This window comes from Arthrobacter sp. B2060, assembly GCF_059090445.1.
In genome coordinates, this window is the sequence record NZ_JBNHFR010000003.1 from 211,666 (window position 1) to 225,587 (window position 13,922).

General features: G+C 59.3%; 11 protein-coding genes. All 11 read left to right on the plus strand.

Annotated features, from left to right (window positions below; all coding sequences use genetic code 11):
- Positions 1 to 57: 57 nt before the first annotated feature.
- The 11 genes from AC5RUM_RS07765 (at position 58) to AC5RUM_RS07815 (ending at position 13,908) form a co-directional block, all read left to right on the plus strand.
- Positions 58 to 480, plus strand: a complete 423-nt coding sequence (locus AC5RUM_RS07765) for a hypothetical protein (protein ID WP_494034392.1) — start codon at positions 58 to 60, stop codon at positions 478 to 480.
- A 232-nt stretch (positions 481 to 712) separates the two neighbouring features.
- A complete protein-coding gene (locus tag AC5RUM_RS07770) occupies positions 713 to 1,150 on the plus strand; it encodes a hypothetical protein (RefSeq protein WP_494034393.1) in 438 nt (145 codons plus the stop codon).
- Positions 1,151 to 2,034: 884 nt separating this feature from the next.
- Positions 2,035 to 4,068 (plus strand): hypothetical protein, encoded by a 2,034-nt coding sequence (locus AC5RUM_RS07775; protein ID WP_494034394.1) that lies wholly within the window; start codon positions 2,035 to 2,037, stop codon positions 4,066 to 4,068.
- A 527-nt stretch (positions 4,069 to 4,595) separates the two neighbouring features.
- Positions 4,596 to 4,811 carry a hypothetical protein gene (locus AC5RUM_RS07780; RefSeq protein WP_494034395.1) on the plus strand — a complete coding sequence of 72 codons (216 nt, stop codon included), beginning with the start codon at positions 4,596 to 4,598 and terminating at the stop codon, positions 4,809 to 4,811.
- 1,395 nt (positions 4,812 to 6,206) lie between these two features.
- Positions 6,207 to 6,428, plus strand: coding sequence for a hypothetical protein (locus AC5RUM_RS07785; RefSeq protein ID WP_494034396.1), 222 nt, complete (start codon positions 6,207 to 6,209; stop codon positions 6,426 to 6,428).
- Between the two features lie 2 nt (positions 6,429 to 6,430).
- Positions 6,431 to 8,044 carry a GTPase domain-containing protein gene (locus AC5RUM_RS07790; RefSeq protein WP_494034397.1) on the plus strand — a complete coding sequence of 538 codons (1,614 nt, stop codon included), beginning with the start codon at positions 6,431 to 6,433 and terminating at the stop codon, positions 8,042 to 8,044.
- Complete coding sequence (locus AC5RUM_RS07795; RefSeq protein ID WP_494034398.1) at positions 8,044 to 8,454, plus strand: hypothetical protein; 411 nt, start codon at positions 8,044 to 8,046, stop codon at positions 8,452 to 8,454. Before AC5RUM_RS07790 ends, AC5RUM_RS07795 begins: the two co-directional genes overlap by 1 nt.
- Before the next feature lie 800 nt (positions 8,455 to 9,254).
- Positions 9,255 to 9,662 carry a nucleotidyltransferase family protein gene (locus AC5RUM_RS07800; RefSeq protein ID WP_494034399.1) on the plus strand — a complete coding sequence of 136 codons (408 nt, stop codon included), beginning with the start codon at positions 9,255 to 9,257 and terminating at the stop codon, positions 9,660 to 9,662.
- Between the two features lie 378 nt (positions 9,663 to 10,040).
- Positions 10,041 to 11,360, plus strand: coding sequence for an MFS transporter (locus AC5RUM_RS07805; protein WP_494034400.1), 1,320 nt, complete (start codon positions 10,041 to 10,043; stop codon positions 11,358 to 11,360).
- Between the two features lie 32 nt (positions 11,361 to 11,392).
- Positions 11,393 to 12,397 carry an NAD-dependent epimerase/dehydratase family protein gene (locus tag AC5RUM_RS07810; protein ID WP_494034401.1) on the plus strand — a complete coding sequence of 335 codons (1,005 nt, stop codon included), beginning with the start codon at positions 11,393 to 11,395 and terminating at the stop codon, positions 12,395 to 12,397.
- Entirely contained in the window at positions 12,394 to 13,908 is a 1,515-nt protein-coding gene (locus AC5RUM_RS07815) for a flavin-containing monooxygenase (protein ID WP_494034402.1), read from the plus strand. Before AC5RUM_RS07810 ends, AC5RUM_RS07815 begins: the two co-directional genes overlap by 4 nt.
- The last annotated feature ends 14 nt before the right edge of the window (positions 13,909 to 13,922 follow it).

The window sequence follows — 13,922 nt, forward strand, 5'->3', positions numbered from 1 at the left end:
CAGGCGAAGACGTGCCTAAGAGGCCACCGCGCAAATTGGCTCCAGCAAGGAGAGGGCATGAAATTGGACTTGACCCTGCAAGAGTGGTCGGAGGAACTGGCAGAGGCCCTTGCCACCGGACCCGGGGCCTGGGCCATGATGACCGTAGCCACATGCCGCGACGCGTCCGCCGGAGCTGAGGTCATCGCGACCGCCCGGAATGTCGTGAAAGCCGCGGGCTTACCCATTTACGAGCTCGATGCTCGACAGGTCGGCGCCGATCCAGGTCTCCTGCCCGACGGGCCCGGCTACGTCGTATTGCACGGCGTCAGTACGCCCTTACGGGTGGCGGTGCCAGTTCTCATTGGTGGGTTCCAGCGACTGGTTCAACGAGGCCTACTCGTGGGGATGCTCGTGATCGGATCTCCCGCAGCCATCAGAGCCTTGAGGCAAGACGCCAGCATGGGCTTCATCAGCCGCGCCGAAGTTCTTCACGTCTGACACCGGTTGCTTGGCGTAGGCCCCCAACGTCAGGAAGAGCCGCTTGTGCGTGGCAGGCAGACGCTCAATGTGTCGGCCGCCGGCGACAGGCAAGGGCATGATCATCCAAACGGCGAGGAAGTTAGGTACGGCGAAGGCGTCGTTGTTGGACAGGACCCCGGGGCCGGCCTCAGCTTATGCGCTAGCTGCGAACGGGCAATATGAAGACTGGATTGCCTGATAGAACTCAAGGATGAATAAATCTTACGAGCTTCGCACAATTGACCAGATCGACGGCCTGCACAAACCTCAGCCTATCCAGCCTAGGTGGACCAAGTTTGCGTGGCCGGAGGCCAAGGGGCTGCCCAAGGATCGCCTAGACAACGAGCATCGTCTTGCAGCAGTTCGCATCGACAAAGCGAAAGATGTTGACGGATGGTGGGCACTGGATGATCTTATGCAGGTCGTCGCCGGCCGACAGGTTGTCAAGACTGCCGATGGCGGCTGGACCCTCCTCGAACCTGCCGACCTGATTAAGGTCATGACGGTGTTCAGGCTCCTCGGCGCGGACAGTAGCCTCGAGGTTTGCCTGCCTCCCGAATACCAGGAAGTCGTGGACGCCGCCCCACAGGATGCCGGCGACCAGGTCAAGAAGGCGGTTGACCTTCAGAGGGCCAACGCCTCGGCATAGACCCGGAATGCTCCGAAGCCTGGTCCTCGACCGGGAGAGGAAGCCCCGCGGAATGTGTCTCCCCGGGGCTTCCTTGTGCCCGACCGAGCGTGAACGGATTGGGTCGTGTCATCCTCGTAAGGTAGCTCAAACAGGCCGGACCGTGAGCCGGTGTCGAGGTGCGGTTGCGCACGTCCGCATCAATTTCGAGAACATCCCATGAAGGACCTTGCATCCGGGATCCAGGCCACACTCGGCCGAACTCGCGCAGCCCTCGGACGACGCATATGGCCTGAACGCTAGCGTTTACCACGTCGGCTGGCCTGTATTGTCACATCTACTGATCGCATGTGCAGGCGGTCGATACTTCTGAGCGTGCCAAGGCCCAATCAATCAGGGCCTGCACATCCGATCTCCCGAAACCGAACGGACAACGCGCCCGCACGAGAGTCCGCAGGAAAAAAATGACAACTACCTTGGCAACGCTGAGGTTCGTTACATCGAACCTGAGCCCGTGTTTACAAGGGACAAACATTTGGCCACTGGCCATTTAGCGTGGCATCTCACATTGGAAGTGTGAGATTCCGTTCTAGTTGACCCTGTTCCGTTCTAGTTGACCCGATTCCGGTCTACTTGACCTTGTTCCGTTTTAGTTGACCCACCAATTTCCAACTTAGGTGGCCATATTTCGTCGTAGTTGGTCAGCTGTTTCACACGGTTGGCCAACTTGGCCATGGTTCAGGGCGGTCGACCGACGAGATGACTTATGAGCTGCCGAAGACTCGTCCTAATGACGGTTCGGCTTGCTGACCGGTCCTTAGCTGTTCAATGAAGGATGGAAATCACGTGTATCGCTACAGGGGAAGTTTCGCCGTGTGTGACGTGGCTGTGAAGTGAATGCCACGATGACGACCAGCAACGCCCTGCTTGCTAGCCTTGCCATAATCAAGTCCAACTGGGATTTTTCTCAGGAAAGCTACGTCGACAACTTCCTTCCCTTCTTCCTGGATGCAGTAAAAAGCGCTGAAGGACCAATCTCGGCGCCTGCTGCCAAAGCTCATATCAGGGAGCGGTTTGGAATCGATATACCGGAGGGCGTTCTCTCTACTCTCAGCCGTCGGGCTGTTCATAAGAACTATGGAAAGCGTGAAAACGGCAACTTCATTGCTGATCCTACGAAGCTCGCGGGCCTTCGGGACCTGGGTCGTCAGAAGGCCGACTATTTGCGAAAACAGTCCGCGCTTGTTAATGAACTCGTCAAGTATTCGGCCGATCGGTTCAAACGAACACTCAGCATCGAGGAAGCGGAGGACGCCCTCCTAAATCATATAGAGGAACATTCGGTCCCTATTCTAGGATCGGTCATGAAGGGGGCGCCGTACGATGCTCGACCTGCCTCCCGGTCCAGCCCCGACACCGAATATGTCGTCAACTCGTTCATTAGTGAAGTCGTGAGTAGCATGCCGGCGTCCTTCGATCATCTGGAAACCGTCGTCAAGGGGAGCATGCTCGCAGTTTCCCTCTACCTCCCCAATAACAGCGAACTTGGCAAGCGCTTTGACCGCACGCGCCTATATCTCGATGCACCAGTTCTGTTGAAGGCACTGGGTTATGAAGGCGATGAGGCAAAAGCTGCTGCAAAAGACCTCTTAGCCCTATCGCGAACTGCCGGGGCCGAACTCGCTTGCTTCGAACATAGTGTGAACGAGGTTAAGGGGATCCTCGACAGGTCCGCTGGAAAAGCCGTGCACGGGGGTTTCTATGGCGCCCATCGCAGAGCAACTGATGCTTATTTCGCCAGCGAAGGACTGAGTGCAAGCGACATTCTGCTGCTGTCGCAGCGCCTGGAGGAAGATGTGGCTGCCCTAGGTATATCCATCCAAGAACGACCGTCACCTTCAACGGAGCTAACGATAGATGAGCTGGCCCTAGAAGAAGTCATGGAATCCAACATCGCCTATTCAAGTCGTGACACGCTTTTGAATGACCTGGACAGTCTCACAGCCATTCATCGTCTCCGCGGTGGCCGCAGTAGTTCCCGATTGGAAACTTGTCGGGCTCTTTTGGTTACTACTAACGGAGGTCTGACTCGCGTTGGTCGCTCGTTCTTCGTGAAGGAAGGCGACCACGGGTGGCCGCCGGCGCTTACCGATCACCACCTCGCGACTCTCGTATGGCTCAAGAAACCGCAAGCCGCACCCAGCCTTCCGCGGCGCCAGATTCTTGCCGACTGCTTCGCGGCCCTTGAACCAGGGGGGCGTGTTTGGGACCGATACCTGGAGGAAATCAACCGACTGGGGAGCCGAGGGAAGGCATCCGAGAATGACCTGATGCTGCTTCGCTACTCAACTGAAGCTCAGCGAAGTCTCATGGACCGAACCATGGGAGATCCCGACCAGGTGACGGCCGAAACAGTCGCCGCGATACTGGACAAGGTTAGGGCAAATATTCTCTCTCCCACGGAACTCGAGCGTGACGCTGCATTCCAGGCAGCAAGTAAGACTCGAGCTGCGCTCGACCACGCAGAAGAGTCGCTGCGAGACAGGGAAGCCTCCTTAGCAGCCGAACAAGCGGCAAAGCTAGCGGCAGAGAACCGATCCACGACGTTGGAAGCCCGGCTGGCAACGCTGGAAACCAGTGCAAAAAATCTGCGCGAGGCGGCTAGTGCAAAGGCGAAACGACGAGCCGCCCTTGCATATCGGTTGATCCTCACATTCTGTAGTGCAGTGCTCCTTTACGCCGTCGCCGCTACATTCCTGCCTGACGGCATTATCCCGGGCTGGGGCAAGCCCGCAGTCCCTTACTGTTTCGCATTCGCGACTTTGGGGGGATTTGCAACTTTGATGTGGGGCGGCAGTATCCGGGGAACTGCAGGTTACCTCAGGCGCGTTCTCGAGAAGCGACTGGAAAATAGGTATTTTGGTGAGCTGGGAGGGTAATCCAGCTAATTAACTCCTTGGGGCCTCACGGCGGAGACTACGCCGTCGACCGGAAGGTAGGCACCTGCCTCGTTGGTGTCGCCGAACGGTGTTGGACGACCTATAGTACGGGGTGGCTTTGCGCGTGGTCACGGCGTACTCAGAGTGAAGGGCCGCTTGTAATCTCGTCGCCGGGTTCAATCGATGCTTGCGTGATCCGCTAAGGAAACCGCGGCTGGACGCTGGAGCTACTCGGAGAAGCCACCCCGCAGTGGGTGGTCGATCTGGCCCTCGAAACAGGGGAGCCGGTACTGGGGTCTGGTTGGGAGCGACAAACTGTCGCTCCCAACCGGTCAGCGGAACTACAATCGGCCGGGGGCCGTCTTCGAAGGACTATTGACGCCAAGCTGGGATGGCCCACAAAGCCATGGATTCTGCGTCTGGCGGATGAAGAAGATGAATACTGGGCCGCCCTCGACCGTGTGGTGCCGGGACCGGTCAATGACGATGGAGTCGGAAATGCGCTTTGGCGGCTTAGTATGGGCGCCATGGCAAAGATCCTCTATGCAGGGACAACACTGGAGTTGCCTGACAATGTGGACGTCGACGAGCTGGCATCGGTTCTTCTTGATACGTATGCCAAGGGAGCATATTCGTGGGTGACGTTCGATTCGACTGGCGACCCGCAGCAACAGGTGCGGCTCTTGACCGGCCCGGGCATTCCTGTCGGCTTCGTCAGCGACCAAACGGACGGCCGCGATTAAGCCGTCTGGGAAGAGCCAACGTCAGATTCTGGCCGTTGAAACGCTCGCCCAACCTGGCGACGCGCGTTTCAATTCTATAGTCGCCTAGCGTTGAAAGCGGACCGGCGCCGGCGACCGCCTGACGGGTGGCCCCGTATCCCTCATCCGTGCCGGGCGAATTGCTTTGTGGTATTTCGTAAAAACTGCTTGGGGAAGGCTCACCGCTCCCTGACCCCGGCAGAGGGCCCCGTTGCTGTAAGAAAGTATGTCTGAGTGTCCGCGGGCGAGGCCGACCACCTGACCGTCAATTCGGCGTCCTCCGCGAAACACCGCAGGAGCACTTCAATCCGCCGAAGACGTGGCCGAACGGAACCGGCTATACGGGGCTCCTCAGCTTGCTTGGACGGTCCTATTGAAGCCTGCCCAGACTGCTGCGCGGCACCGTTGTGGAACTGACCGTCGCCCACCGCCCCGTCCTCAGGAGAGCGCGTTTCCTCGAGTAGCGGGGCCGCGATCGCGCCCAGGCGGGCATACCCCCAGGGACGACGGCTACGGCTATGCAGGCCGCTGCACCCATCGATGAGGATGCCAGCGGACTTCCCACCAGGTTCGCCTGCAACATTGATGGATAGTTACGCAGACATTCAGCCGCAGGCTCCTACGTCCCTAACGAAGGAGCTCACTCACGCGGGCTGGTTCTGTAAATTCCCGATCAGTCGAAACCATCCGGAGAGGCTCGACTCACGTCCCACAGGCGCCAAACTTCACTTGCCAACATGGTCGCTGCGCCAAATGATTGCATTAATTCTTCTACACTCGTGGTCATAAGCCGATTCTGGCCACCTCCAACCGCCGTAAGGCTCTCTCCGGCTTTCGGATGTGAATGGCCAGGAGCCGGCATGTGCCGCAGCGTTGGCTACCCGCCATTAGTACTCAAACGCGAGCCCTTACCCATTGGTCATCAGGCCTTCCGGCCCGGGTCAGGTGCTCGGCTGCCTCGCGCATCAGCAGCGACGCACCCTACGTGAGGTAGATCGAACAAATAGGTCACCTGCGGAAGCGCCCGGCGATCCGGAACGCCCGCAATAGCTGCCGATTGTGAGAGTGGTCGGATAGTGTTCGCTGTGAAGTAGTCGTGCTGAATGTGGGGGATGAAATTGCAAGAGAGTCGTGAGGGCTCCGACTTCGATCGAGCAATCGCAAGCGCACTCGCTGCTGGCCGCGACGAGATGGCCCAACTCGACGAGCTGGGAGAAGCCGCGATCGGCTCCTATACGATTTCGCTACCCACCGCGGACGGGCTCGGAACCCTGCTGCAGGAGGTAGCGAGCGCTTCCGACGTCTTCACCGAGAAAGTCCGCGCACACCTATCCGAACAACGCGGTGTCTTGTCCACGTTCAACGTCGGTCGAATCCGTGGAGCAGAACAGCGCCGCGGCTGTTGCGGAGTTCCTTCGCGGTGAAGACGCTCCCGTCGCCTACCTCGAGGAACGACATACCGAGATCAGCGAAATACGTGACGGCCACCAGAACCAACAGGTGCTGGCGCGGCTCGAGATGGCACGCGTGGAACGACGAATAGTGTCGGTTGCCGCCCTGCTGGATGCCTTTGACAACATGCGGAAGGAAACTGTATAGCTGTGAGCCCCTTCAACCTCACCGAAGCCAAGTCCTGGCTCGACGCCATCCCCGGCGGGCAACTCGGGCTCGAAGCCGACGAGCAATGGCAACGGTTCGCGAGCATCAGCGACCCCGTCGTCACCGTCTACGGTGCGTACGACACGGGCAAGAGCTCGCTGCTGCGACGCCTGATCGTTGACTCCGGAGTCGAGGTCCCCGACTGGCTGACCATCAGCGCGCGCCACGAGACCTTCGAAGTCAACGAAGTTCGGGCGACGGGGTGCCTACTCCGCGACACGCCGGGTTTCGTGACCGGCGCTGAAGACGCCCGCGCCGACATGAACACCCAACTGGCCAATAGCGCGGTCGAGCTGACCGACGTCGCCATCGTCACCCTCACCCCTCAGCTTGCAACCGCCGAGTTTCCCGCGCTACAGGCACTCGTCCGACGCGACTGGACGCCAGGTTCGCTGTGGTTCGTCATCTCCCGGTTCGACGAGGCGGGCATCGACCCCGAATCCGACGGAGACGGATACCGGGAACTGGCGCAGCGGAAAACCGACGAACTTCGCCGCGCACTGGAACTGGACGACGCCGTTCCCGTCTTCGTCGTATCGCAGGACTTCGCGCAGATGGCCGGGTCGGAGCGCAACCCAGACTCGCAAATGTGGGACGAATTCCGCGCCTGGGACGGCATCGCCGAACTACGCGAGGCTCTCACCAACCTCGGGTCCCACCACGACTCGTCGCTGAGAGTATCCGCGTCACAGCGCTTCTGGCGACAGTCAGTCGCCAGCTCGCTGGATGGCCTCAATGCCGAGGTGGCGAAATATCACGACCACGAGAACTTCACCGACGAAGGGCTGCAACTGCGCCAATCATGGGTGGCGCAGCTAGACGCGCTCCAGAGCTCGGCCGATGCCGACCTCCGCGGCAAAATTTCGGAGACCATCGGGCAAGCCGTCGACGACCAGCGCGATTTCGACGGCATCCAGAAGTCACTAGTGGCTACCATCGACATGTGGTACGGCAACCAGGAACGCAATGTCGAGAAGCTCCTGCGCAACGTCGACGAAACGATCGCACTGGAGCGACAGCGACCGTCCTGGAAGAAACTCGAAGAACTCGCGGATTCGATCCGAGTAAAGGCCGACCGCTCAACGCCCGCCAAAGAAACGACTGAGATCATCTCGCCAGCCGTCAAACAGGTGTCGGAAGCGGCACTCAAAGCCCTAACCGACTACGAGAAGCTCTCGAAACTGAAGAAGCCAGCAAAGACCAGCGCGTCATCCGCGATGAACTTGAGCAAGGGAGTCGCTACCGCCGCGGCCTTCGGCCCGCTGGTCGTCGAAATCTCGTCCATCGCCGAACAATTCTTCAGGAGCCGGGCGAGCGCAGAGGAACGTGACCGTCAGCGCCGGGCCATGGAAGCCAAGCTCGATCGCATTGGCGACCGTGCGGCGACGATGGCGCTGACGGAATTCGAGCCACTCCTCGATGCTGCCCGGCAGGCCATCCTCGATGCCACCGCCGAACGTGTCGACCTGAGAGATGGGCTCAACAAGCTGGTAGCGGAGCTACAAGCGCTTATCCGGTCCGGCGAGGCTCTGCTGGGAATGTGGGGAGCGGGCTGATGGACAGCGAACGCATCGCGCGAATCCAATACCTGATGGTTCGATTCCGAAAGGCGGCCGCCGATCCTTTGACTAGAGAGCGGCACGCCGGGTTCTGGAACTTTCCTTCAAGCTCGTGCACGTGGGCGTCATTCGCCCTCGGTCACCTCCTTGCGGAGCTGGAACCGGATGCCGACTGGCACCTGGTGAACGCTGAGGCCGGGGATGGGTGGGGCGGCCATGATTGGCTGGAAAGTCGAGGACTGGCCGTCGACATAACGGCCGACCAGTTCGAAGGCTACGCGCCATATGTCGGACCCGTGCCACCGCCTCGGCCCGAACGCTACAACCGCCCGTTGAAGCGGATAGAGCTCGCCGCCTGGCATCGACCACATGAGGAAGCGCTGGAGACAATCCGGAAGTTGATGTAGCGCCAAATCCGTTGAGTTTGCGGAGGACGTCAACCTGAGAGCGCCTAAACGAAGGCATCCAGACCCGCGCTTTTGCAGGTTACGGGCTCTCTTTGCGTGGGATGATCGGACTGGAACTGTGGCCTCGCAACTGAAGTGGCGCCGTCGGCCTTGCTCAGGGGCCGTTAGCTTCCTTGGCCGGGTTCCGTGACGTCACTGCCGGCCTAGCTCTGCTGCACCGGGTTTGAACTACGGCGACCGTACTGTGCGTGGGGCCGCTCCGTTTTGCGGGAGGAATGGCAGTTCTATAGGTGTCCTGGTGCTGCTGCGGGTCCCATAGGCCAACGCTTCGGCGTCTGCCCTGCCCCAGATTCCCTCGCGTTCGGTGATCGCCGTCCGATTGGTTGCATCCGGGATGGGACAGCCTTCTCTTCTAGTCCCGCAACCCAACAGCAAAAGGGCCAACCAAGTTGGAACGCCCTACGCCTTGTTCCGTCTTAGTTGACCCAGAGAGTCGTATGTGATCCCACAGGCAGCTGAGGGCTGAGACTAGTTGGTGCTTCAACTGTTGGGGCAGTGCCCGGTGCCAACTGTCGTGGCCAACTGGGGTCGCCTGCCCAATTTGACGTTTGTCGCATAGATCCCACGTGTATGTGCCTTCATCGGTGGTGCCGTGTGTTAGGCGTGAGAGGGTCCGCGAGGTCTACGACGCCGTCCGATGCACGTCTGCTGGCAGGTCAGGTTGTAAATGTGCCCGCAACAGGTATGAATCGCAATCAATCCCGGCAGCGCACGTTGTCGGCATGAAGGGGCATTATCTAATGGCTCGCCTTAGGCAGCAGTTCAAGGACGCCCTAAGCGCTATCGAACCGGGTGACGACAAGACCAATGCTCCGGAAGCGCATCGGCAGGTGCGCTTTGCGCTCCACACAGACCCGACTCTGGCGGAGTACGGAATCAAACCGGTGCTCATCGGCTCATACAAGAGAAACGTCTCCATCAGGCGCATCAAGGACGTCGATGTGTTCGGCCGGCTCCCCAACATTCCGGAAAGCGTCACTTCGGACGACATTCTTAATCTCTTCTTCAAGGTCCTACACGCAGAGTTCGGCACGGACGACGACGATCATCGGCGCACGAAGCGCCAAGACCTTAGCCTCCAGGTGAGTTTCCCTGAGTTCGGGCGTCTTGTGTCCAACGCCTCGCGCGATTCTACTTACGCGACCTGATCACTACGGAACGAGCATCACGACCGCCTACTCGCCACAGCCGCTTCGCTCGAAGGCCGGTCGCGACTCACTCTCGTCGTCGGCAGCGGTTGAGAGCAGGATAGGCGGGATCAACCTCCTGAATCGCTATTTGGCCTGGCAAATTTTTCTGCAGGACGAAAGTACTGGCGGTTCCAGGGGGGGTTCATCGCTCCACTGAATAGAGCGCCGCCGTCCTTTCGACGTGCGCCCGGCATGCCTTCAGGCTTAGTGGATACCAGCCCGCAATCCGGATTTTCCGTTCTGAAGAAAACCAAGGCCCGCAGTGGGGTACGACCATACACTGATTTCACCGGGCTCTCCGGACCCTCTCTACCTCGAAGAATTTTAGGAGCCTCAATGTCGAGTGCTTTGCAGACCCAGTCAACCGTAACGACAAAGTCGCGAACACGTGCCGTAACTCTTGCAACCCTTGGAAACGTCATGGAGTGGTACGACTTCACCGTCTACGGTTTCTTGGCCCTTGCCATCAGCGCCAACTTCTTCCCTGGCAACGATCCGAACGTGGCATTGCTGTCGACTTTTGCTGTTTTTGGTGTCGGATTTGTGGCACGTCCTGTCGGTGCGTTCGTCTTGGGTCCCCTGGTGGACAGCAAAGGCCGCAAATTTGTCATGCTGCTGTCCATGCTCCTGATGGCTGCCGGCTCCTTGTTGGTGGGGATCGCGCCAACCTATGCACAGGTAGGGCTCCTCGCACCTGCCATCATCGTCTTGGGACGGCTATTCCAAGGATTTTCTGCTGGAGGAGAGTTTGGTAGCTCCGCTGTCTTCCTTGTCGAATGGGCAACTCCCAAACGACGTGGACTGTTCGGCAGCTTCCATCAGGTAGCGACCTACGGTGGTCTGCTTACCGGCGTGATTGTTGTCGCCGCCCTCACCTCCGTCCTTGGACCGGAGCAGATGCGGGAGTGGGGCTGGCGCATCCCGTTCATCTTCGGAGCACTTCTTGCCGTTGTTGTCTTGTACCTGCGTCGACGGGTGGAGGAAACACCTGTCTTCAATGAGGCTGAGCAGGCCGAACCTGGACCCGACGCTGGCATCCAGACTCAAGGGGCCAGCGGTGGCCAGCTGAGTTCCTTCAAAGGCTTTTTCCTCACCATCGGCATTACCGCGCTGTGGGCCGTGACATCCTTCGTGACCATCAACTACATGCCGACGTTCACCAGCAAGTTCGCGGGGATCAGCCAGCAAGAGGCTTTGTGGGCGACCTGCATCGGGTGCTTCATGGCCGTCATCCTCTTCCCCCTTGCGGGTCATCTTTCCGACCGCGTCGGGCGCCGGCCATTCATTCTTGGCAGCGCCATAGCGTATGTTGTGCTGTCCGTTCCGCTCTTTTTGCTGATCGTCAATGGCCGGTCCTTTGTGGCGGTGGCTGTCGCCCAGGCTCTATTCGCTCTCCCGACAGCGGCGATCGCCGGTGTAGGCACGGCTACCGTCACCGAGCTTTTCGCGCTGAGGCGACGCGGGGTTCTCGTATCTATCGCGACTGCGATCGCCGTAACAGTGTTCGGCGGCTTTGGCGGGTTCATCACAACATTGCTGATCGAAGCGACGGGTTCACCGATCTCTGCTGCCTACTATGTCGTGGGTGTCGCCCTGATTACTCTGGTTGCCGGTTTGGTCATGCCCGAATTGGCAAAGAACGACCTGCGACGCTAACCACCCTCATACACGATTAGAGGACGAAAACGATGAACGAACGACATGCCCTGATCACTGGCGCAGGGATGGTCGGCGCCTATACCGCGCGCAACCTACTCGACGATGGTTGGCGGGTTACCCTCCTGGACCGTCAGCTTAACCGCGGCTATCTATCCGACGTCATCAAGGACGACACGCGGCTCAATCTTCTCGAAGTCGACCTCACGGACATCCAGTCAACGAAAAGCGCGGTCCGGGGGCTAGGACGCCTGGACTCCGTTGTCCATACGGCCGCGCTGATCGCGGCCCGCGCCCAGAGGGACGTCGTCGAAACCCTCGAGATCAACGTGGCCGCGTCTTTGCGTTTGGCCTGCTTGGCAAAGGAGTCGGGCGCAAACCGCTTTGTGGTCATCAGCAGCTGGAGCGTCTATGCGGACGACCAGAAGCAGCCGATCACTGAGGAATCGCCCCTCAAGACCAGGTTCACGTCGTATTACATTGCCTCGAAGCTGGCCCTCGAACACATGCTGAGTGCTTTCGCGGCCGATCAGCAGTTGCCGACGATCGCCCTTCGGCCCACGGTGATCTACGGCTACGGTCCCAACCTCGGTGGCAGCGTGGGAAGTGCTGCCATTGAAGCCCAGGTCCTGCGTGCTATGCGTGGCGAAAACGTCACGGTACCCAGCAACATCATTTCCCAGACTGAACTGGTCTATGTGGAAGATGTTGCCGAGGCGGCAGCAGCAGCTGCCGGCGACAGCCCTGTACGTGAACCTTTCATGGCGTACAACGTCGGATCGGCAGAGACAACGACCGTGGAGGAACTCGTCGAAACGCTCGCTGACATTTTCCCCGAAGCCGACGTCCAGGTGGGACAGGGCCTTGACTCCTCGGTGATACCGCCGCGGCAAAGCCAACCAACGGCTCTCGACGCGACGCTCCGCGACCTGGTTCACAACGAACCACGCACCCGTTCGCAGGGATTCCGTGCCTTCGTAGCGGAACTTCAACGGGCGGGTCACGAAAATCTTGAAACCTTAGGAGAAGCTAAATGATTGCGGAAACGACCAGCGAGTTCATCGAGACAGTTATCGCCGGAGTGGGCTTCGCAGGGATCGCCGCCGCCCACGACCTGCTGGATAGCGGACGAACCGATTTCATCCTGCTCGAAAAGGCCCCGGAAGCGGGGGGTGTCTGGCGCGACAACACCTATCCGAATGCCGCCTGTGACGTTCCTGCCCATCTGTACAGCCTTTCATTCGCACAAAGTCCAGACTGGTCCTGCAACTACGCAAGCCAGTGGGAGATCCTTCAGTACACCAATCGTGTCATTGATGAGCTGGGGATTCGGAATCGAATCCGTTTCTCGGAGGCACTTGTACGGGCCCAATGGCTCAACGAAAAGTTGCTCTGGCGGCTCGAGACGTCACGCGGACGCACCATTGAATGTCGGTTCCTCATTTCCGCTCTCGGAAGCCTGAATCAGCCCTTAATTCCCGATCTTCCTGGCTTGATGGAGTACCAGGGTCAGCTCGTCCACACCGCTGAATGGAGCCCAGATATTGATTTAACCGGCAAGCGCGTTGCCGTAATCGGGGCCGGAGCCAGCGCCATCCAGGTCGTGCCTTACGCGGTCGAACGAGCTGATTCGGTCCTAGCCGTCATCCGGACCGCCCCGCATGTGATGCCCAAACCGGAGGAGTTCTACGACGAGAAAGCCAAGGAGCACTTCCGCAACCACCCAGAACTCCTTCTGAAGCTCCGGAAAGATCAGTACGACTACTGGAATGACTCCACACATGCCCAGGCGATCATGGATGAGGAGTTTCTTCAGGCAGCGGAGTCGACGTGGCGAGAGCATATGGAAGCGGCCGTTACCGATTCCCGGTTGAGGGAGATATTAACGCCCGACTCGCGCTTCGGTTGCCGGAGACCGGTTGTTTCCAACAGTTTTTACCCCGCGCTTGCCGACCCAAAAACCACAGTCATTGATACGGGTATCAAGGGCTTGACGGCTACAGGGGTCGTATCCGAAAGCGGGGATCAGTACGACGTCGACGTTGTGGTGCTTGCAACAGGCTTCCGCGCAACTGAAATGCTGAGCCACGTTGAAATCATCGGAACCGGGGGATGGCCCCTGACCGAGGAGTGGCAGGACGGTCCGGAGGCGTACAAAGGCACGTTGGTCAAGGGCTTCCCGAACCTCTTCCTGATCACCGGCCCGAACACCCAGGCTTCAGGTTCCATCATTGGAGTCATAGAGGCCCAGACGAAGTACATCACCAAGTGCCTGGATGAGGCAGTCCGCCGGGATAGTGCAGCCATCGAGGTAACGGCACAGGCCCAAACCGTGTTCAACACCGGACTCGAGGCGATGATGGCGAAAAGTGTTTACGTAGCTGGAGGATGCCACAGCTGGTACAGGCTAGGGGGAACCGGCCGCGTCGTAACAAAATGGCCTGGAAGTCTTGCTGATTTCGAGGACGGACTGGAAATCCTTGCACCGGACGACTTCATCTTCTCTGGAGTCTCCGACCCCCTGTTGACCACGCTGGTCAACGACTAGAGAGACTCGTCCCT